Genomic DNA, 21,025 nt, shown 5'->3' on the forward strand with positions numbered 1-21,025 from the left:
GTATTTTAGAAACGACACCAACAAAAGGCTAATACCTTCCTGTATCGTTAACCTTTGCTAAAGAGAAACGTAGGGCTTAAATAGATCAATAACTTTATTGTCATGTTCTGCTAGAATTATTACGTCAATGTAATCGGGTATAAGCTCTTCTTCGCTTAGCTCTTTGTGAAGGTACTTCCACATCTTACTTCTCTTCTTGTCTTTGACGGGAACATCATATATTATCAGTGCAGACTTCGGATTCTTGTAGTGATTATGTATGATTTTGAGTCTATTTATTGTGTTTTTAAGTCCTTTTAGCCCACCTTGAGGATATGCTTTGATCTCCAGAATAGAGACTAATTGATTTATCATCCTAGGGTTATTATCGTATGGTATGTAGACTATAATGTCTGGCCATATCTTCTCATTATTAATTTGGAGCGGTAGTCCAGCACCTAGAACAATGTTTTTGCCTTCATAGTAAAAGGCGTTAAGATCATTTGTTATTTTAATTATCTTTGCTTTTTCTCCTATTATGTGGTGTAATGTTCTAAAAATAAGAACTTCAGTAACACCATCAAATCCCCATGAACCACCAAAGAATTCTTTGAGTTCTTTAAATAAGGTTTTGTAGAATTCGCTGAGGTCACAAGCTCTTAAATAAGACAGGTTATCAGTTATGTAGTTGTCTATGGCTTGCAATATTCTATTAACATACTCCGAAGACCGAGCAACCAATTACCTAGCGCCCCCATTCTTAACTATAGTCTTAGCGCTGGTATTATATTGTGTTCACAATGCCTGTAGATTTATAGTTCAATGTATCAGATAATCGTACATCTACGATTAGGTATTATTCTAGCTGGACGTATTAGTGATAAGAATTAAGAGATCTGATTTATAGATCATCATCTTATTAGTTTTACTTCGGCTGGTTAAAACCTCTTCTCATATAAGTAGGAGAGCAGTATGTACGAAGACAATGTACTCTTTGAGGTAAAACTTGACGAAATAGACGAGAAGATGCTAAGAAAACTACTTAAGGAGCTATTAGATGAGCTTAAAGAACTTGAGAAGCGTGAGGAGACTAGTAAACAAAACTTTCCCTATAAACATTAACAATAACTATTGGAGCATTTATTATGAACTAACAAGTTGTTACAAGTAATAAATATAGAAATTGCTAATCGAGAGTATCCCAGTATAATCCAATTTATTTTTAATTGTGTTGATAATTATCTAAAGAGACAGGTATATTTGGCTACCTCGTAGAGTTATTGGAGTGTTTTGTTTAGCTTTTAATCTACTAGGTTTTGACTCTTTGTAAGTATTTCAGCAAAATCCTCAATACTGTATATCATGATTTTCTTATACCCTCTAGGTTTTACTGAATTTAAGTTCTCTAGACATTTGATTGAAGGTTTGACACGTTGTATGAAGACCAGATAGTAGTCGCCTATTGGTGTTTCTTTCTGTAGAAGCTCCTCTAATTTTCTTAGTTTATCAGATTTTACTGTGATGTAGTGTTCATATTTTATTAGTGATTCTGTTTGTTTTCTATGCTTACATTCACTAACTTGTCTCTCTTGTTTATTGTTCTGGTGCTTGTATGCACTCGATAACAGTATTCGACAAATATCGTCTTTTCTAAGTTTCGTATCTACAATAAGTATATCAGCTCTATCTTCTCGCTTTATAGGGATAGCTATATCTTCTTGGCAAGGCCCTCCTGTCTTATACTCTTTAACAAGATAATCTGTAACGTTCTTACTGAATATGCCTTGTACATACTCGTTGACTAGTAGTAGCTTAACTGTTTCCTCAAACCATTTTGATGAAGATTTCCAGCCTCTTTTATTCTTAAAGCCAGAAAAACCGTATCTGTTCAGCAAATCGTAAAGAAACGAAAATGTAACTAAAGCCTTAATTGTCGTCGACTTCCTATGATTAGCTAAATAGTCATACTCGTCTGCATAGAAAACATTACTCGGTATTTCCTTTATTGATTCCCTTAGCTTATTAATTGACTCAACATACATGCTAACTAACTCGTGTTCCGATGGAAGAGGTAATAATATGGGAAATAGGAGTAGAATTCTACTTTCATTGAGTATATCGCTAGCGAGTTTGCCTACAAGCCTGTAATGTTTCTCATACAGTTCATCAATAAGTTTTAACGGCATAAACACTAGTGGTACTATGAACTCGTTAATGCCTACATCAGTTATACATCTTACAAAGTCGTCGGCAATAGAGTATACTAGATAGAATATCAACGAAATATTATTTTCATACTTTTCTTCTATGAATACTGTATTAAAACTACAAGTTTTTGGTTTACCCTTCATGCCTATATTTCTCGCCAAATATTTTGCCAATTTTTCCCAATTAACTCTATAAACTCCACCTACACTCTTTTCAAGTACTCTTTTATCTATGAGTTGACTAAATTTTGAAGCCATTTCTTGAGGAATATAGAGAGTTGGATTGTTGTTTAAGTACTCATTAAGTTTTAGGAGTCGTTCTTCAAACATAGCACTAACCTTATTCCTTTGTTAGTTCTTCTGAAGCCTTCCATAGAATATAGGATAGCTCGGTAACGTACTCACGGTTCATGTTATGAAAGAATACATCGTCCTCACTCGTAAACTCTATTATGGAAGGGTGCCCATAGTCTTCGACTCTTCCTTGAAGACTGACACCTACAACAAATCTTGTTTTCGGATGCATAAACTCTTTTTTTGCTTTACTTGAGAGGTTTTTTATCTCTTCTGAAAAGACTTTAATATTAGTGTGTGGGAGCAAACCTTTTACTCCAGGGTCAGATAACTCGATCTCAAGCCGCATTAGAGTTTTGTTTTCCAGCATCACCCTCAGATAGAGTTTAGATATTGTTAAGGACGAAACAAATTTACGTAGTTTATCTTTGTACTGTAAAGACTCAGAGTCTATTACCCTAGTAGCTTTCTCAACAAGTTTATTCTTAAACTCATCAAGTGCTTCATTAAGTTCTCGCTCTAGTCTACCTTCTAATGTCTTCTTGATTTCCTCAACGAGCTTCTCAGCAGGTATACTATAAACTTCTCGTTCGTAGCGTAGTAATTGTTCAAATGATACTCCTATCATTTGCCTAACTATATCATTAATAATATTCCATACTCTACTTCTCTTCTTGAGTTTAGAAAACGGTACATTTAACGCTAATAACATTGAGCCCCGGTCTTTAGATACCATGAACTCAATGTATAAAACTGATGCAAGTCGTCTATATTGCGTTGAAACACCACTCCTTGTAAGTACGCGTTCATAACCCCTAGAAGCCTCAGGATATCCAATTACTATTAATGAATCCCAGTTTTTATCAAAAATGCTCCTTCTACGAACAACTGGATGCCGGATATCATATGGAAATCTTTTATTAGATAAATAAACTTTCATTTTATTATAAACAGAATCAAGTTTTTCCCTATTAGATACCAATTCATCAATTCTTGTAATAACATCTTTTAACCTATTACCAAATACTATTACCGTATGTGCATGTGTTTCAACATAGGAAAAACCATAAATAAAATCAATTCTAAACTCAGATACAACATCATTTAATACCGTATCTATGTCTAGGTTTTCATCTAGAGTCTTAATAAGAACATTAATTGCAAAAGAAGTTAAGTAAAGCCAGAATATAGTCTTAGGTTCAATGTCATGTCGGACAGCACTCATTACTATTGGTATTTTAGCATCAAATAACTTAATTGTCTCTCTAATTATAGTTCTATATAGGTGTATTGGAGAATTTTTATTGACTTCTTCTACTTTTCGCCTGAATTCTTTTAAGAACGTATTATAAGCTACATACTTCCCATCTTTTTTTAACTCAACAAGACCCTCATTAATCAACTTTAGTATATTGTCTATTTTGTCTGTATACGATTTTAATAGTTCTTCAATACGGCTGAGCTCCTCTTTAAACAAATAGTTTCGTCTAAAATCCTTTACACGATCGATGCCGAATTTTTTCGTATAGTTCCTATAGTTAATGATCCTAGCATCTTCAATAAACCTATTTATTTGACTTATTGCCTCAACAAGCTTACTCTCCAAACTCGACAAAATCTATCACCTTGCTTCAGCTCCTTGGTTTCCATTTCTTTATCCGTATTCCAAGCTTCTTGGCTAGTTCTTTGGCAGAAATGGTTACGTTTACATTTGGTCCAATAAATAGTACTGGCTTGGCATTAATTCTTCTTGCTTTTCTATAGAGTTTGATCATGGTACTTGATGTAATAGTTTGTGATCCACTTTTTACTTCAATTGTTAATCTTTCTTTTCTCTTAATAGCTAGTATATCTATTTCGCCCTTGCTTATTATAACATGTTTTCTAACATTGTATCCTGCTTTTCTGTATCTATTTGCAACATGGTTTTCCAGCCAACTACCTTTCCTCTCCTTACGCCTACGGCTGATCATCCTCCCACTCATAGAGATATTCTGTATAAGAGATATATATTTTTATTCCAAATTACTGTATAGTAATATTGGTGTCTCTATGTCTAAACGTGTTAGTGAGCAAAAGAAACTAATCGAGATAATTCGTATAGTTGCTCTAGAAGGTCCTCTAAGTGTTAGTGATTTAACTAGGAGGTTTTCGGAGGAACTCGGAATGCATTATAGGACAGCTAGATCAGCTATTGGACGTTTGCTACCTCTACTTATTGAGAAGGGGGCTATTGTTGAGCTAGATAAAGTTGGTCCTCGCGGGACAAAGTATGTTGATATAACTCCTAAAGGTTGCGATGCAGCGTTGTTTTCTGGAATACTAGACTATAGTGAAGTAGCTGGGATCACTGTCAAGCACGTTAACGAACTTAAGAGACCCTTGGCTAGAGCAATAGAGTTTATCTATAAAGAAGTTTTTGGAAGAACACGTGAAGAAAAGGAACCCGAGGAAGCCGCAGCTGAACTACTTGAACACCTAGATGAGCTTGAGACAACAACTTGGGATGATGTACTAGAGGATACACTCATCGACCCACTCGTTTATCACTCACATTGGGAGGAATTTGGGCTATCCCGCGAGTTACTTAAAGACCTGTTTGAAGCATACAAGAAAGCTTCAAGAGATCTAAAACCATATATACTACAAATACTAGAATACATCGCCAACATGAAAGAAGCAGAGAGTAAAAGACTTGAAGAAGAAGCAAAACAATACCGGGCCAGCGCTGAAAACATCAGAAAATTCATAGACAAAGAACGCAAGAAACTCTTTAGAAAACCATAGACATCATGACAAATATCTTTATTCTCTAGAAACAATGTAGCTTAAAGCTCCTGTATAAGACAGGGTTTCATCTACTCCATAGAACTACAGTACTGCCTAACTTATTGGCTACGAGGGATAAGCTTGTTCTTGATGTATCTCTTGAGTATTTCCTTGAAGTTTTGTTCTCTAATTACTATAATGTTTTCTGGTGCCCTGATTGGTGTTTTCCTGAGTTCCGTAACAGTATTCAGGTATGTCAGAAGTTTCTGGAAGGATTTGAATGTTCTTTCATTTTGTGCTACAATCAACCCTATCTTTCCCATGAAAGATGCATTAAGCATGCTCCCAAGTCTATGTTTTATACTGGTCTTATTCTCAACCTCTATAGCTATAAAACAACGAGGATTCTCATTCCATTTCCCATTAAAGTTATTGGTAAAACCGTTTTTGATGAAGTCTTGTATAAGCCCACGATAATTATTATATGCTTCATTTATTTCTCTAAGATTATCACGAGAAGATGTGATATTAAATGGCCCCACAACATAGTCTATTCTAGGAACATAAGTTTTATTTCTAAGTCTTTTCCAGAGATCTTCTGCTTCAACAGCAATATTCCATTCTTTCTTCACCAAGTCCTTTCCAAAAACCTTTTTTAAGAGATCAAGTATCTCATCACTATCTAAAGACATTTTTCTCAACTAATAAAACGATCTTTGATTTAATATAAATAGTTTTTGTAGCATACCTCGGTTGAATCTAGGAAAACTAGTTTAGCCCAGCACAAGCAATATTTTCTCTTGTGATAGAGTTGAGCTTTGATATTGCTAAGTTCTCAGGTATAGGAGTCCTCGTCATGGCTCTTCTACTAGGGCTTATGGCTGGGTTGTTTGCAGGTAGCAACTATTACCCCAAGACTTCCACGAAGACAGTCTATGGCACAATTACGAACACCATAGTAAACAACACGACAATAGTTATGACAACAACTATTACGGAGATAAATACTGTCACAAAAACCGTGACAGAGACAGTATCTGAGACGGCAACAATAACGGTTACAAAGCAATTAAAAACAATACCATGGGGTCAGAATGGTAGCTATGCCTTATACAGTGTTTCAGCTTTTGCTTTATTCATAAGCTTCTCGGGCGAAATCCTTGTTATGACTGACGGCAAAAACGTTTATGTACATACTGTTATGTTTGGTTTCTTCAACGATACCATAATACCCTTAGACCAATGGGACTGGAAGACTTTGGGACCACTAAACGAGACCAAAAATATGACCCTAGAGAAAACAGAGGAAGAAATCATAGCAACAAAGTATGGACTACGACACACGATAGTATACCATTACAGACAGGACAATAAGACAACCATAGTATACATGGACAAGGAAACAGGCATACTCCTAAGAACACTAGTGGTAGAACAAGGAGCATTTCTATCAATAGAACTAGTCGAAACAAATATCATACCCAAACCCTAGCCTTTTTCCTAATTAATTATATTCATTAATCTAGTATTAACAATATGATGAGTAACCATATTTTAAGTAAAAAACACTAGATACATATAGACAGGTTTACATAATGTGGGCGTTGCTGAGGTAAAAGATTTTAGTTAACTATATTGGTAGACCCCTAATTACGTTAAGAAGTAAAATTTCGGTTTTTATTCATATACTATCGGTATCGATAGTATTACCATTTACCGGCAAAAATTCCCAAACATACTGACACAGACATACACCGATTACATATTTTACCAGCATACGATCATTAATCTAATTAATATCACAATAATAAAATTGTCAATGAAATCCTGAGGTTAAGTGTATTTACGCTTGTTGGTAAAGCAAGCATTATTTCCTGTTCTAATTACATTTCTATTAGGTAGATTCTTGTGCGGAGTTTCTACGAGTATACCTTTAAGAATGAGTACTGGAATATTGGTTCATGGCTGAGTTATGCTAGAGAGTATGTTATACCGCTTTATGTGTCTACGCAAAAGCTTCTAATGATATACGAGTACTTGAAAACGCTTATTGGCGGCGAGAGTATTAAGCTTTATGATTTGAGGAAGAAGAATAAGAAACTTTATGAGATATTACTTGATGGCATTACCGATGAGGGAAAATATAGTGATAAGAGCTTTGCAGGACTCTATAGTAGAGTTTTTGGAGTATACGTTGATCCAGAGAAATGGAGTAGATTAAAGAGAGAAGAGGGTGAAAAGAATGCCTCAAAGAAGATAGGTATAGAAATAGTGAAGTCGCAGTTTATGTCTTTTGTAGAAAAACTAAATGCGTTGTGCTTAGATATTATTAAAATCCTTGGTATAGACAAAGAGATTAAAACGGATAAACCTGATGTCAAAGAATTCATTAAAGATCGCAATAAGCTGTTACATGTTCTTAAAGAGTTATACAATGCATGTATAAACGTATGTGCAGTAAATAATGATTATACGTTCTTCATATTTAGCACGAATAAACTACCTCGTCAATTAATGGAGATTGCTTACCCTAAGCTTAGAACCATGTTCGATAAATTTAGAGGATTCCTGGGCATGGAAAAAATATTTGAGCCAAATGTAGATGACCCTGATTTTAGAGAAGCTTATACAATATGGGTTTATTCGGAAGATTATCTAGGCGGAAAGATATATAGGATAAATGAGTTGATTATGAAAGAATTCTATGTACATAAAGAAGTATGGGAACAAGTTGTCGAGAATCCTATCGATCCTGGGAGAGAGTATGTAAGAAAAGCTCTCGATATAATAGGTCATTACAAAACACGCTTTCTACCACAATACGTAGTTATTGAGAAGACTTATGATGATATTTATGTGGAAGAGAAGTGCCGGTTATGCGACAAAGAAAACAGAGACTATATGCAATGTTACAGCTTCGAATACATTGTTAAATCAAAAGAAGTAACAGCTGTCACACATAGAATAAAAGTTGATGTCAAGAAATATAGTAGCCCATCTCATCCCCTCAAAATAGATCTCGCAAGCTTCCTAAACGACATATTTCCCCTATTATTTACAAAAATCATCGATATAGATGTTAATGACAACACTATCTCCATAAGCTACAATAGAAACCTATTAAGAAAAAATGTAGCCATTAGGTAATTACTTTTTACCATAAAGCTGAGTTATCACCCTACCTTTTTTCATAGCCTATAAAGCATTTTATCAGGAATAACTTTAGAATCCCTTGTTTATCCGCAAATTTCCAATAAACCCTGTGTGGTTATTAGGAAAAGTATGAGAAGTCCTTAGCACCAACAGAGGACAGAATGAATAGTATAACATATAGTACAACATTAAGTTGACGAGGCTTTCTACGTTTTTGTTTGAAAAGATTCATCATTTCCTTTTTTCATTTCTAGTTACGTAGAAGCATAGTTTATATTTTGCCGACAATAATAATTAGGATGTACATAAGTTGGTGTTCTTTATGCCGGGTAGACGTTATCATAAGAGTGTTTATGAGCTTGTTCATGAAGCAGCTCTCATTCTTGGTAGGAATGGTAGTGTGTTTAGTGATATTGATGTGATCAAGTATATACGTAGCAAGTACCCTGACTGCCCCTATAGCGATAACTCGTTTAGAATGCACCTACTAGGCTTATCCAAGAATAACAAACATGCACCTAAGCGTTGGCCCAACCTATACAAGAAGGCATTCTTAATACAAGTAAGCAGCAGTAAGTTTAGGCTAGCCGATGATACATTAGTTGATGAAGACATTAGTGATTATGAGGATGAACCGGTAGATTATAATGTAGGTTATAGTCTCTCGCTCGAACGCGACCTAGAAGATTATCTAGCCAGAAAACTCGATGTACTTGAGGAAGGCCTATCTCTTGTTGAGAGACAAAAAGAGCTCACAGGCGTTGGCAGATTAGACATACTAGCTAGAGACAAGGAAGGGAATCTCATTGTCATAGAGCTCAAGGCAGGACAAGCCGACGAGAAAGCAGTCGGGCAGCTACAAGCATACATGGAGTACTTGAAAGAACAAGGATACAGTAATGTGAGAGGAATACTAGTCGCATCAACATACACGCCCAAAGCAGTATATGCCGCAAAAGCAAATAAAAACATAAAACTAGCCAAATACCACGTCGAATTCAAAATAGAATACCTACAGTAAACGGCACACCAAACTATCTCCAACTACAGACTCACAAGACCTCTACACTAACACAAGGCCGAGAATCCCATATGCATGTAAATAAAATCACAATGACACTTTGCTTGATATACTTATGAGTTCTTCTGCTGCTAGGAGTAGTGTTTCTGGTGTTTTCCGGTAGTATGCTCCGATCTCGTAGTTTTTCTTGAGGCTTGTTTCTAGGAGGTTTGCTGATGATGTTATTGCTGGTCCCCTGGGGTTTAGTACTATTTTTGCATGTAAGCGGTTGTAATGGTAGGTGTTTAGTGTTGTGCTCAGGGTTTTCTTTAGTTCTTGGAGGTACTTGTTGTTCCTACTGGTGTTTCTCACGACTATGCTTATCTCCTTTAGATCCTTGTTGTATTTTGTTATGTGTTTTAGTAGTGATACTAGTGACCCGTTGATCCATGGCGATATTATTATCGGGTGCCTTGAGTCGTAGAGTACGTCTGCTATACCAGAGTAGATCGTGTAGTCGCCGGGCATTGTACGAATAATATCAACCCCGCCATACAGGCCCTCACCATGCCCCTTGAGTATCTCCTTGGCTTCCTCCGTGATGTAGATTAATCCATTGTCAACATGGATCAGCCCTAGCTGCCTAGCCAACGGGACGAAGAGGTTTCTTGTAACAAAGCTATTATAGGGCTTGGCCACACCCGGTCTCCTCATGATCCCGCGGGCAATCCCTAAGTCATAGAGTATCCTCGTCCACCTCTTCATAGCCCCGCCAAGATCCCTGACGACATCATCAACACTAACCCTCCCTCTCGTCCCAACATAGCTGAGAAACACCACAAGCGGGATCCATCTAAGGAAAACACTACGCAGAACACCGAGCCTAGCCTCACGATCACCACCAGAGAGCTCGCGGGCAACCCTTAGCCCAAGGCTACTCAACCCAAAGAACAACCTACCCTCAATCCTAGTATGAACAAGTAGCCCAAGATGCCACAATAACCTAGCAAAATAACTTCCCTCACGACCCGTCCCAGCAAACCGCAGGCCACCAGACCCAGCAATAAACCCGTCGAGCTCCCTGACAGAAACAAAACCCCTATTATGAACAAACCCTAGAATCCTCTCAAACAAACCAACATCAAACCAGGCAACACCATAACTAGAAAAATAAACACGAGCAGCCCAATAAAGCCTACCAATAATACCACACCACCCAATAAATAATCTATCACCAAAACTTATTATTACTTAGCTATGTACTAAAGAATAAAACACTTAGTTTATCTATTGCGTTAAAGTATAGAGACGTTATGAAATGAGGTAATACCCCGATATACATAGTGTCCTAACCGTTCTCTATAAATATGTTTCCATATACTTATGGGGCCGGAAAATAATGGTTTCTATGGATAGAAGTGCAAGAGAACATACGATCATGAGAATTATTCAATACTTGCAGAATACTAGTATTCCTGTGTTCGACTGGGTTATACACAATGTGGTGTTCTTGCTGGAGTTTTATTACGGTGTAGATACCGGTTACAGTGGATGCAACTGGGTTTACCAGCCTTACGGCGTATGGTGTGAAGATCTATACTCTGATACAAGAAGGCTTATTGATGAAAAGAAAATTTACCGCCTAGAAAATGGTGAACTAAGAGTATTCTCAAGAAGTAACTATTTAGACAACAAGTATCATAGTAATATACGGATACCATATCAGCTTGCAAAGATGCGTATTAGAGATATAGTTTACTCAGTATTTAAGGTGTATAATGAGATCCTTGGAACAAAAGAGCTTCTCTACTAAAAGGTCGTTTCCATCCATTTCTTTAAGCCACTTTGTTTTTGCGGCGATTCGTATAGTATAGCTAAGAGCTTCTCTTCCATATCTCTTGATAACTTTTCTCTGTTAATATATATTCTTAATAGCACTATTGGAAAGACACCATTTTCTGCCATAAACTCTACTAGAGGTATCATTATGTACTTTTGTGCTGAACCAATTTTCTTCACTATAGGTATTACTCGTGGCTGGGAATCTCCGGGGTAGAGGTTAAATGCTGTTCTCGGAAATATCGATATTTCTCTTACATCAACAATAATATCATCTTCTGTGATGCCCTTTGATTTAAACTTGTCTATGATCCCCTCTTTTTTAGCTTTGCCCAGTGCTTTGAACTGATTTTTAATGGCAGCTACTTCTTCATCATCTCTAAGTCTCTTAGCATTTGTAACAACTCTACGTCTATTGTAGATTAATTTCCATCTACTTTTTCTTCTTAGATAAATATGTTCAACAAATTCTTTCACCATGTTTCTCGATTCCTTGCTAAGATATGTTGTTGAATGTGCTCCTAAGTTAATGTGTCTATAGAGTGCAAGCATTTGTCCAAGAAAACTGTATTCGTTCAAGAATAAGTAACCCTCTATGAATCCCTGCTTTAGATTCTCTATGGTCTTACTTATCTCAAGCAAATCTAGAAGATCTTGATCATTGGATAATTGCTTAAAATAGTAATCAAAAGCTATTATGGCAGGATGATAATATACATTTTCATACATAAACTGTCTTGCTATGACATATTTTATGAACTCACCTATGATCTTCTCAGGAAACGCTAAGATGTATATTCCATCCATGTTTATTACTTCAAGCGCCTCTATGAGTCTTCTATAGTTTATCCAGCCATACTCTCTGGTACCTGTATAGAATGAGTCGCGTAGGAGAAAGTCAAGAACATCAGCTGGCATAAGCCAGTCTCTTACTATTTGTCTAAAGAATCTAGAACAAGGATCTATATTAGTATGAGGGGCAAGCATCTGATCTACTAGTAACGCAATATTATTGGGATCCACACCATTTCCTGCCGCATTTTCTATAATTTGCCTTATCCTATGACTGTAAAGCTTATACGTTATAATTTCATGATTTAGGCCGTATTTTTCTAGAATATATCTGTCAAAAGAATGACCATAAGGACCATGGCCAATATCATGTAGTAGACCAACAATCCTGACAGCATAATATACTTCTTTTTCATTATACCTTGCTTTATTCTCATCACACCCACATATCTCATTAAAGACTCGACCACCCATCTTCTTCACTATATGTTCAAAATACTTACCAGAAAGATGCATAACACCTATGCTATGCTGAAACCTCGTGTGGTCAGCACCCGGGTAAACAAGGTATGATAACTGCAGTTGCCTAATGTATCTCAGTCTTTGCAGGACTATATCATTTATTAAAGGTTCCTCATATTGTCTGTGAAAGTATACATGCCCGTATATAGGATCGTTGACAACACCAGCATTTGTACTGTATTCTATAGCTTCATAAGAAGACATGATAACATCAATCCTCCACAAATAAGTATTACTACAGCTTTTATATCGTTTACTCTTACTAGTAACTTAATGCTCAATATAGAATGTCTTACTCACAATTAAATATATAGAAACCTAAAGCATATAAAATCTAACAACAATCAATAAAGAGTCAAAGCTGGACACATTGATTCAGTATATAATTCACTATTATTTTGACAAAAGACTAGAATCTGTAATGCAACCTACAAGACTCCCTATATCATCTTTTTGATTATACACATCAATACCAGTTAAATTAGATATTCATGCTATTAGTGATCTTTATAAAATATTTCAACCAAAGACCTAGGTGAGAACCCAACTCGCATGATACAACCACGTGAGATGCCTAAATTTTAACTTAAATTGATTCTATCTTTAATCTTGGCGAGTAAGACCTAGGCTGATGAAGAGTCTGTTAGGCATTTCTTTTTGTTACTTTTCTGGAGCCTCTGTCTTGAAGAATATTTGCATAAACATCTTGATATTAACATCGTGATGAAATCGCTTAATGTCCTTAACTAAAAGTGGAGTTCTATTGCATTAATAGTATTGGACAGTAAACAAAAATAGGAGTAATTGTTTATTCTAAAGTTTATCAATTATATCCTTGGTATTTATTGTTACAGGAAGTGTAACTAGGTCATGCCACGATGTGATCCTGTATTCTATTAGTATCTTTTCTGGAGCTACATTGAGTAGTAATGCTGATTTTGTGAACGTCTCTAATATGTATTTTAGTGAATTTTTCTTTTCAGGTCTTACTTTGGTGCTTTTCTTAATGTTTATCCTCATAGAAAATGGATTCAAGGTTAAACAGCTTATCTCGTTACATCTTGGAACATCTGGAGCTATTAAAAATACTAAATCTGCTTGACCTAGACTATCATATTCTAGAGCTTGTTTGTATCCAGAATGAGCCCTCCTATATGATGGCTCTACCTCCCCTATAGTAATGATGTTATCTGAACTAATTAATGGCAGTTTTACATCAGGTTCAATCCGAGGAGCAGGCCCATAGAGACTGTAAATTGTTATTTCAGGTAAAAAAGCACCAGTATGTATAATCCCTTTATCCACAAGCTCATTGTTTATCTCTGTTCTCCAAGCAATTATATCTGGGAATTTCATGATAAAGTGTCCTTTAACGAATGGCTTTTCAAGATACAGCCCATGACCAGCATATCCAGCTACGTCAACAAGAAATCCCATTGCTCTTAGAACGGAGCCTCCAAGAATACAACCAATAGTTTCTTCAACCTCTTCTTCATGCCTTATATTGACCAGTATTACATTTAGATAATCCCTTCTAATAAGATCCCTAACATTCTCTAGTTCACGTAATATAACGTCCCTAGCATAGGATCTTGAAGCATAATTGAAATCACCTATGAGAAGAAGCAATGGCTCGTCGGTAAAGGGTGGGATATTTAGATCACGGTATAAGAGATGGGGCAGAGGGAATTCTTGTATACCATAAAGATTAGCCTGTGGCATATTCATCCATATGTCTGGTTTATGTTTTGCATTAGGAAAGAAGTCTGGGATACTATCCATAAATGCTAAGTAACTGTAGAATATGACCTTCATAAACGGATCGGTTATTATAAATGATCTATAACCATTCCTTTTCATACCCCATAGAAAACCCTTCCTAATAAATCCCGCTATATAGTCGGAAACATGCATATTAGCTCCCTTGCCGCAATAAAATTATCTATCAAACAATTAATTAGTTTTAATAGAGAAATCGCTTATCAGATCTTTACGTCAATGACTATATTTCTCGTAAAGCATAACCAAGTCATACAGAGCCAGATCTATTTTTGATAAACTGCTCTATAGACATATCCATTACTTCTCCCTATACGAGGAGCTCACAATCATACTTAATCTTTGTTATCGTCGAGATGATTTTACAGTTAATATCTCGTAGTGTGTTTGTGGCCGAAATTATAGTATAAAACTAGAAAGCGAGAATATTTTAATTACTTTTTATTAGAAAAACCTGTAATATTTTTACAAAAACTTTCCAATAACATAACATTACATTAAGAAAAGAAGCGTTCTTACGCTACATCATAAGGACTCCTAATGAGTCTACCGTCTTCTCGACAAGAAGTGTATCAATATTTTTACTTTACTTCTCTATTAATACAGTTCACAAGATCTTAGCTTCATATACGGTTTAGAGCGGAAAATGCCAAATATTTTATTGTAGGAGGTGTTCTTGTTTGGTTAAGGCTGTTGTTTATGCTAGAATTTTTTCTAGCGATGAAGATATTGATAACCAGGTTAAGAGTATTCTAGACTGGGCTAGGAGGAATGGCTATAATATTGTAAGGGTGTTTAGGGATGAAGATGAAGTTGATGCTAGTAGTCTTCTGAAGCGTAAGGTATTCAAGGATATGCTAGGGTTCTGTAGAAACAATAGTGTGAAGACAATCCTAGTATATGATTTTAGTCGTCTTGGCAAGGGTCTTAGAGAAACTGTTGATTATTTGAAGCAATTGCTTGAAGAAGGATTCACGGTAATATTCACTAGATCCAATATGAAAGCTTACCTCGAGTATACCATGGGTAAGTCGAAGATTAGCCTCCTGCTTATGTCCGTGCTATCAAGAGATCTATCGGGGATAAAACCGGAAACAATAGGCAGCCTTGGTCTTGGTCTTGAGGAATACAAGGAGGCGCCCGTGTACGGGAAGAACATAGTGGAGATGACAAGGCCAGACAACTATGCTATAGAGTACCAGCAGCTTCTACGGTATGTAAACAACCCATATTACATAGGGTTCAAGAGACTCCACGTATCTAGCTAAAAAGAGAGACCTCATGACACCATGCAAAGTCTAGAAATCATCCTTCCCAGTAAAATCAAGGGCTCTAGTGAACACGTACAAAGGATCATCTATATTATCTTACGGAGTATTGCTAGTGATGTAGAGTGGTATGTTGTTAAGGGCTTGGAGACTGTAGAAGAGATCATACTTGCCCAGCCTTTCACGAGATATGGGTGGCTCCTAGCAATCTACCAAGCTACCGGGAAAACAGAAGACTCCCGGATAATTGTCTACTATAACTCCGTGGATCCACGCTGGACAGCATCTTTCATAGTACATGAGACCATACATAAAGCACTGAATATTAGGCGTGACACGCTCGCAGACATAATAATTGATGAAACTCTAGCCTATCTGGCATCATTTAAATCAGGTTTCCTCGGACTATACGAGAAGGGTATCAGAGAATCCGTGGAGCTTCTATCCCAATGCATTACTCCCCCAGGAGAATCCGATCAGCTGCTACATGTCGTTGTACCCAGGATATTGGCTAAGAGATTGAACGATTATGACTACGACTATGTTGTCAAGAAATCACTCAACAATCTCTACAGGCTTGTTAAACTATGGTTAAACACTAACCCAAGCCTACGAGAGAGAACTGCTTTATCTACAGGATTCACCTTACTTGGTATAAACCCGGTAGACTATGGTTTAGAAAAAACGTGTAAGGAAGTAAAGACTATTGAATCCGAGGGCATTACTTCCCGGGAACCTGTCCTTGAAGGTGTTGACAAAGACTTCACAGAAATGACCAGGATACTCAAGAAAGTTGCTAGGAACCCTAGTAGGGCTAGAGACATACTCGCTCCATGGTGGAATGAGATCGAGCCAATCCTAAACGAGCTTGAAGCCTATATCATCTTGTATAGTTCCAGCTCTTAGCTACATGAAAAATTCTCTATTTACGTATAACAATGTTATTCCTTAAATTCTTGTTCTCTTGCAGATTTTGCATGTTAGCATAAATACTTAAAGAATTTAGTGATCTTAAGTTTCACCCTTATTTTGTAACATAAATATTAATCTATAAATCTTGATTAGTTCTTCTACAGTGAGTACTATATATTCGTCAATGGATTCTTTTAACTCATCACGGATAATGCTCATAGCCTCATAAACTCTATTATCATTACGTACAATGATGCATGGTATAATACCTTCCTTCTTGGCCATACTAAGATTATGTAATGCCTTTACTAAACCCGTTCTTTTATCGCTTAGTTCGATTTCAAATACAGCCACGGGTTTTTCATCTTTACACCATGCCGCGTCTACCCTAGGGCCTACGGGGGATTTAAGTAAATAGTATTCATGGCGTGCATCGTATCCTAAGGTTTTACCTATTCTTACTAAAATTCCTTGCAACACTTTGTGATTAGACTTTGCTAATTTTTCTAGATCACGGATAAATGTTTCATCAAATAATATACAGAGTATAACATAGTGTTCATTGTATCTAAGCTCTTCTAGTAGATACCATTCATCCTTAGGGAGATGAAGAACTAGTCCGTATGATGACATAACGTCAAGTAATTCCTTTACTTTATTACTTAAAGGTTTTACCAGTCTATTACAAGAAATAGTTTTCACTATATCTAGATCGATCCCTTGTTTAATACTCTTAATTTTAAGAATAATGTCTATTAGATAACTTGTTTCCTCTGCTTTTTTATTTTTAATAATATTCTTGACTAGCTCCAGCATTTCTTTTTTGATATTATCCTTGTTATTATCCTCGTAAGCAGTAAGCATATATATTCTTGTATTATGTTCTCTTAATTGTTCAACATGTTTTTCAAGAAACTCTCTGGTCAACTTTATGACGTTATCTAGTTCGTCGCCATTAAATATTTTGGCAAAGTAGTCCTGGAGAGGTTCCTGGCTAATAATTGTTGTAAGTCCTTTTCCTAAACTTCTACCCCATTTTGTAAATGTAATGTACAGGAGTGAGTAGTATTGAGGTAGAAACCTGTACATGGTTTATTTTTTGTTAAAAACAAATATATCTTTATCTTGTTTTTAAGTATTACGCAAGCAATATCATACATTTTTATGGCGTATTAGCATATCTATTATTTCTCTTCTAGTGGGGTCAGTATAGAATCTTACATCAAGGTCGTGTGGCGGGACTTAGTCTCTTGAGTGTTGTCTCAGGTATTTCCTTATCTTGAGTTTCTCAATAATCTTGTAGGCTTCATCCATGTTTATACCTGTGTTGTCCGCTATTTCTCTTAGCTTAACGCTGTGGGGTTGTCTCCTTATGTATCTTAGTATGTTTGCCTCGGTTTCACTCAGCACGTGTCTCATGACCTTATTACTGTCTACTTAACACTACAAACACTTTCGTAGTCTTGGACTAATTAGCTGTAGAACATGACGGCATTAATTCATTTTACTAATTGTATGTTCTTTTGTTTTAAATCATTGGCTCAGGAGTTGCATCACTACATTCACGATTAAACATATTATCATGGATAGATGAATTATGATAACTGTTATCATTTTTGATAACATTATAAGTTTAAAAGGTGTATTATTGACATAGGGAGATATCCTTGGCAAATAGTAGATGTAAAAAGGGTAGACCTAGTTTTCTTGAAGAACAGATTGTGCTTAGCCGGATATTGAGTCTTTGGCATGAGAAAGGTGATGTATTAACTTTTAATGAAATACATAAGGAGTTCGTTAAAATGGGAATAATCTCTAACATTAAATACCGAGGAAATACTCGAAGAATACTGAGACGCCTTATTGAGAAGGGTTATCTAGAGCAAGTAGGTAGAGGGAAATACCGGCTAAAGGTTTCTCCTAAACCATTTCAGGTCACAGACTTCATTAATGAGATTCAAGAAAAATACAGAGATAAAATGATATATGAGTGGCGTGTTGGCGGTAATCTCTGGACGCTTGTTGAAGGAATTATATTTGGATTACCATCTAATATAGAGGAAAACCCAGCATACAAGGCTATATTAGGAGTTCTATTAATAAGATTAGCCAGTATATTTAATGCGATTGTTGAGCTAGGAATAACAGCTAAGCTAGTTGGTAATGTAAAAGATGCTCCCGTACCATATATTGCATTAAGAGAGTTTATACTCAATAGTCTACCACATATTGTGGGAGAACGATCTGGCATTGATGGGGACGGTCTCCCAGCATATGAATTAATAGAATTGTATAAAGTATTGGTTAAGAATATGCCGAAGGAAGTAGATGGACAACCAATCCTAATAGACGTGATAAAACAATATGTTGGAATAGGCGAGAAACTACTCAAAAGTACAATAGATGTATCCGGACTAATTGATATAGCACTTCTTGAGAGCGGTGAAAGCGAAGATGTTTGGCGTAAAATTAGAGAGTTAAAGAAGATTATATTGGTGGCATATCCACCAAGACATATCTTAGATGAAAACGAGGATGAAAGAGAACTATACGAATTGCTTAAAAATTCAATTAAAGAGGGAGATAGTGATGCTACTCTCTTAGCATACATGAGAATCTACGATGAAAACATAGTCAGAAAAATCATTAACTATTTAGAACCTATCCTTGGTAAGAAAAGAGCTAATAGACTTATGGAGTTATACAAGTTGGCAAGAGCTGGTATGATTCTTGACAGTATAGTAGCGGCGCATCTCTCATTTAAGGAGAAGAAAGGAAAACCAAAATACCTGGTATATGAGGACGAGTTTGGTAAATATACAGAAGTCAATGAGTTTGCTGATAAGACTGAAGAAGAGGTTCTATCAGAGCTTAGAAAACAAATAGATGAAGCTAGAAGACATGGATATACGTTAGAAAACATGATAAAGGGTATATGGCTAAGCGATTGGTCATCAAACATAACACCTAGATTCATGCATTTCCATTACCCAGACTCGGACGACATAGTCAGCTTTGTTAAAGAGTCTATAAGAGAAACGCTTAGAGTATTAGATATAAAGATTCCACGGAACTTTGACTCATTAGTGGAAGAGGGTTATAACTTAGTAATAGAACTTGATGAGCTGCTAAAGAAAGATTCTGAGAAAATACTCCGCCGTTTAGAGAAAACAGTAAATGGGTGACATCTTTTGCCTGGATTTGAACATGGACTAAATAGGGCTGTACAGGGATTCTTTTCAGGACTAGTTGTTGGGATTGCTTTAAAGTTGTTCTCCAATGTTGGACTTATTGACGAGCATTTGGTTACAGCATTAATTATCTTATTAGGACTTGCTTCAGTACTTGATCTAATGTCAAGGATGAAGTATTGGAGTACAGCTTATATCCTTGGATTCATAACAGGATATTTTATGGTAGCTTATATTTTTGGTATTGATGTATCCATAGTCATAGTGATACTATTTGCTATGTGTATTGTGGCTGGAAGAATGTTCAAAGAACTGTAAGAAACCACTAAACACTACTCAGCGACATACACAGTTATTGTTGCAGCTACGAGCTTTATCCACATAAGGGTCGCCACCTTTGTAATGACTCTGTCACTAAAATAAATACCATCTTTGCATCCTTATAAGACATACAAAGAGAATTGCCCAGCAATTGTTTCTATAGACCTCTCAGGAATATTTATCAGGATATCGCGAAACAGGTTTCTCAGAAGATAGTTTGAATAACAGCATGTATAAGAAAATAAGAATGAATGTTAGTTATGTTCGCTCATACTTGGAGTGAAGAACTTGTTGCTGAGCGGCTTTCCGTTCAAGGTTATGCTGTTGAAATAGGAGTTCCTTTGGGTTCGGGTAGGAGAGGTAGTAGGAAGGAAGCTGACGTGGCAGGCTTTAAGATCAGTAACGATGTTCTTAAGATAGTTCATGTCGAGATCTCATCAATATACGAGAGACCCCAAAGCATATTGAACAAGATTAAAAACAAGTTTTTCTGACGATAGTGTAAGTTATGTTAAAGACTGTGTTTTTAAACAAGATCAGTAGACATTACAGTAGAATAAACTATGAGAAAATAGCAATCGTATTCACTTCAAAGAAAACCCTTAATTATATAAAAGAAGGGCTCAGCAAATACGGGATCAAGGTATACGAGCTAAAAGACTTCTACAAACAAAACTCGAGCCCCTCCTAAAAGAGAAAGTCTCTAAAAAAAGAACCTTCCCTGACGGATGCTGTCTATTAAACATGCTATACTCCTTTAAAAACCAAAGAATACTAATAGTTATGCCAATGGAAACCGTCTGGTTACCACTGAGGTTATTCATTCGTTTGTCATCAAGTCTTCATTATCTCATGTTATCGAAGCCATATTAATTAATACTTAAGGATTATATTGGAAAACGCTCTTCTATAGTGTACAATACTAATTATCCAAGTTAACCAAGAGAAAATTAATAGTGTAATCTTGCTATGTACTAATGTAGTACAAAAGTATAGCAG

Annotated in this window: 22 protein-coding genes; 12 read left to right on the top strand and 10 right to left on the bottom strand. The window is 36.1% G+C overall.

All coding sequences use genetic code 11. The features are described from left to right. Positions 1-57: 57 nt before the first annotated feature. A complete protein-coding gene (locus J4526_07545; GenBank protein WFO74917.1) occupies positions 58-720 on the bottom strand; it encodes a hypothetical protein in 663 nt (220 codons plus the stop codon). Between the two features lie 231 nt (positions 721-951). Between J4526_07545 and J4526_07550 the strand changes: the two genes are divergently transcribed. Continuing rightward, positions 952-1,101: a hypothetical protein gene (locus J4526_07550; protein WFO74918.1), complete on the top strand. Its 150-nt coding sequence runs from the start codon at positions 952-954 to the stop codon at positions 1,099-1,101. 179 nt (positions 1,102-1,280) lie between these two features. On the opposite strand, the gene J4526_07555 is transcribed toward J4526_07550, so the two are convergent. Genes J4526_07555 through J4526_07565 form a run of 3 tightly spaced genes read right to left on the bottom strand, consistent with a single transcriptional unit; the run spans position 1,281 to position 4,453 of the window. After that, positions 1,281-2,516 carry a hypothetical protein gene (locus J4526_07555; protein ID WFO74919.1) on the bottom strand — a complete coding sequence of 412 codons (1,236 nt, stop codon included), beginning with the start codon at positions 2,514-2,516 and terminating at the stop codon, positions 1,281-1,283. Positions 2,517-2,526: 10 nt separating this feature from the next. Beyond that, positions 2,527-4,095: a hypothetical protein gene (locus J4526_07560; protein WFO74920.1), complete on the bottom strand. Its 1,569-nt coding sequence runs from the start codon at positions 4,093-4,095 to the stop codon at positions 2,527-2,529. Positions 4,096-4,111: 16 nt separating this feature from the next. Next, on the bottom strand, positions 4,112-4,453 hold the full coding sequence (locus J4526_07565; protein ID WFO74921.1) for an NERD domain-containing protein: 342 nt from the start codon (positions 4,451-4,453) through the stop codon (positions 4,112-4,114). A 79-nt stretch (positions 4,454-4,532) separates the two neighbouring features. Between J4526_07565 and J4526_07570 the strand changes: the two genes are divergently transcribed. Beyond that, positions 4,533-5,267, top strand: a complete 735-nt coding sequence (locus tag J4526_07570; GenBank protein ID WFO74922.1) for a hypothetical protein — start codon at positions 4,533-4,535, stop codon at positions 5,265-5,267. 101 nt (positions 5,268-5,368) lie between these two features. Here J4526_07570 and J4526_07575 read toward each other — a convergent pair whose 3' ends face one another. Next, positions 5,369-5,941, bottom strand: coding sequence for a hypothetical protein (locus J4526_07575; protein ID WFO74923.1), 573 nt, complete (start codon positions 5,939-5,941; stop codon positions 5,369-5,371). 119 nt (positions 5,942-6,060) lie between these two features. Between J4526_07575 and J4526_07580 the strand changes: the two genes are divergently transcribed. From J4526_07580 to J4526_07590, 3 genes are all read left to right on the top strand, one after another. Then, positions 6,061-6,741: a hypothetical protein gene (locus tag J4526_07580; GenBank protein ID WFO74924.1), complete on the top strand. Its 681-nt coding sequence runs from the start codon at positions 6,061-6,063 to the stop codon at positions 6,739-6,741. Positions 6,742-7,157: 416 nt separating this feature from the next. Beyond that, a complete protein-coding gene (locus J4526_07585) occupies positions 7,158-8,396 on the top strand; it encodes a hypothetical protein (GenBank protein WFO74925.1) in 1,239 nt (412 codons plus the stop codon). A 328-nt stretch (positions 8,397-8,724) separates the two neighbouring features. Further along, a complete protein-coding gene (locus tag J4526_07590; protein ID WFO74926.1) occupies positions 8,725-9,423 on the top strand; it encodes a DUF1016 family protein in 699 nt (232 codons plus the stop codon). 87 nt (positions 9,424-9,510) lie between these two features. Here the strand turns inward: J4526_07590 and J4526_07595 are convergent, their stop codons facing one another. Continuing rightward, positions 9,511-10,536, bottom strand: coding sequence for a hypothetical protein (locus J4526_07595; GenBank protein WFO74927.1), 1,026 nt, complete (start codon positions 10,534-10,536; stop codon positions 9,511-9,513). A 265-nt stretch (positions 10,537-10,801) separates the two neighbouring features. Here J4526_07595 and J4526_07600 point away from each other — a divergent pair, with 265 nt between their 5' ends. Continuing rightward, on the top strand, positions 10,802-11,215 hold the full coding sequence (locus J4526_07600; GenBank protein WFO74928.1) for a hypothetical protein: 414 nt from the start codon (positions 10,802-10,804) through the stop codon (positions 11,213-11,215). Here the strand turns inward: J4526_07600 and J4526_07605 are convergent. Together J4526_07605 and J4526_07610 are read right to left on the bottom strand one after the other, a co-directional pair. Then, the gene (locus J4526_07605) at positions 11,212-12,759 is read right to left on the bottom strand and encodes an HD domain-containing protein (GenBank protein WFO74929.1); all 1,548 of its coding nucleotides are present in this window, start codon (positions 12,757-12,759) and stop codon (positions 11,212-11,214) included. The two genes, J4526_07600 and J4526_07605, sit on opposite strands and share 4 nt — an antisense overlap. A gap of 609 nt (positions 12,760-13,368) precedes the next feature. Continuing rightward, positions 13,369-14,469: a hypothetical protein gene (locus J4526_07610; GenBank protein ID WFO74930.1), complete on the bottom strand. Its 1,101-nt coding sequence runs from the start codon at positions 14,467-14,469 to the stop codon at positions 13,369-13,371. A 545-nt stretch (positions 14,470-15,014) separates the two neighbouring features. On the opposite strand from J4526_07610, the gene J4526_07615 reads away from it, so the two are divergent. Both J4526_07615 and J4526_07620 read left to right on the top strand, forming a co-directional pair. Further along, the gene (locus J4526_07615) at positions 15,015-15,602 is read left to right on the top strand and encodes a recombinase family protein (protein WFO74931.1); all 588 of its coding nucleotides are present in this window, start codon (positions 15,015-15,017) and stop codon (positions 15,600-15,602) included. 21 nt (positions 15,603-15,623) lie between these two features. Next, positions 15,624-16,508, top strand: coding sequence for a hypothetical protein (locus J4526_07620; GenBank protein ID WFO74932.1), 885 nt, complete (start codon positions 15,624-15,626; stop codon positions 16,506-16,508). 105 nt (positions 16,509-16,613) lie between these two features. Here J4526_07620 and J4526_07625 read toward each other — a convergent pair whose 3' ends face one another. Further along, a complete protein-coding gene (locus J4526_07625; protein ID WFO74933.1) occupies positions 16,614-17,603 on the bottom strand; it encodes a hypothetical protein in 990 nt (329 codons plus the stop codon). A gap of 153 nt (positions 17,604-17,756) precedes the next feature. After that, complete coding sequence (locus J4526_07630) at positions 17,757-17,924, bottom strand: helix-turn-helix domain-containing protein (GenBank protein ID WFO74934.1); 168 nt, start codon at positions 17,922-17,924, stop codon at positions 17,757-17,759. Between the two features lie 257 nt (positions 17,925-18,181). On the opposite strand from J4526_07630, the gene J4526_07635 reads away from it, so the two are divergent. The 4 genes from J4526_07635 (at position 18,182) to J4526_07650 (ending at position 20,717) form a co-directional block, all read left to right on the top strand. Beyond that, positions 18,182-19,699, top strand: a complete 1,518-nt coding sequence (locus J4526_07635) for a type IV toxin-antitoxin system AbiEi family antitoxin domain-containing protein (GenBank protein WFO74935.1) — start codon at positions 18,182-18,184, stop codon at positions 19,697-19,699. A 6-nt stretch (positions 19,700-19,705) separates the two neighbouring features. Beyond that, positions 19,706-20,023, top strand: a complete 318-nt coding sequence (locus J4526_07640; protein ID WFO74936.1) for a hypothetical protein — start codon at positions 19,706-19,708, stop codon at positions 20,021-20,023. Positions 20,024-20,286: 263 nt separating this feature from the next. Beyond that, positions 20,287-20,520 (top strand): hypothetical protein, encoded by a 234-nt coding sequence (locus J4526_07645; GenBank protein WFO74937.1) that lies wholly within the window; start codon positions 20,287-20,289, stop codon positions 20,518-20,520. A 14-nt stretch (positions 20,521-20,534) separates the two neighbouring features. Then, positions 20,535-20,717: a hypothetical protein gene (locus J4526_07650; protein WFO74938.1), complete on the top strand. Its 183-nt coding sequence runs from the start codon at positions 20,535-20,537 to the stop codon at positions 20,715-20,717. Positions 20,718-21,025: the final 308 nt, after the last annotated feature.

Source organism: Desulfurococcaceae archaeon MEX13E-LK6-19 (genome assembly GCA_029637525.1).
Lineage (GTDB): Archaea > Thermoproteota > Thermoprotei_A > Sulfolobales > Desulfurococcaceae > MEX13ELK6-19.

Bases quoted from the DNA above. Each gene is read 5' to 3' on its own strand.
- J4526_07550 (WFO74918.1), top strand. From the start codon at position 952: ATGTACGAAGACAATGTACTCTTTGAGGTAAAACTTGACGAAATAGAC.
- J4526_07555 (WFO74919.1), bottom strand. From the start codon at position 2,516: ATGTTTGAAGAACGACTCCTAAAACTTAATGAGTACTTAAACAACAAT.
- J4526_07565 (WFO74921.1), bottom strand. From the start codon at position 4,453: ATGATCAGCCGTAGGCGTAAGGAGAGGAAAGGTAGTTGGCTGGAAAAC.
- J4526_07570 (WFO74922.1), top strand. From the start codon at position 4,533: ATGTCTAAACGTGTTAGTGAGCAAAAGAAACTAATCGAGATAATTCGT.
- J4526_07575 (WFO74923.1), bottom strand. From the start codon at position 5,941: ATGTCTTTAGATAGTGATGAGATACTTGATCTCTTAAAAAAGGTTTTT.
- J4526_07590 (WFO74926.1), top strand. From the start codon at position 8,725: ATGCCGGGTAGACGTTATCATAAGAGTGTTTATGAGCTTGTTCATGAA.
- J4526_07600 (WFO74928.1), top strand. From the start codon at position 10,802: ATGGTTTCTATGGATAGAAGTGCAAGAGAACATACGATCATGAGAATT.
- J4526_07605 (WFO74929.1), bottom strand. From the start codon at position 12,759: ATGTCTTCTTATGAAGCTATAGAATACAGTACAAATGCTGGTGTTGTC.
- J4526_07610 (WFO74930.1), bottom strand. From the start codon at position 14,469: ATGCATGTTTCCGACTATATAGCGGGATTTATTAGGAAGGGTTTTCTA.
- J4526_07620 (WFO74932.1), top strand. From the start codon at position 15,624: ATGCAAAGTCTAGAAATCATCCTTCCCAGTAAAATCAAGGGCTCTAGT.
- J4526_07625 (WFO74933.1), bottom strand. From the start codon at position 17,603: ATGTACAGGTTTCTACCTCAATACTACTCACTCCTGTACATTACATTT.
- J4526_07645 (WFO74937.1), top strand. From the start codon at position 20,287: ATGTTCGCTCATACTTGGAGTGAAGAACTTGTTGCTGAGCGGCTTTCC.
- J4526_07650 (WFO74938.1), top strand. From the start codon at position 20,535: ATGTTAAAGACTGTGTTTTTAAACAAGATCAGTAGACATTACAGTAGA.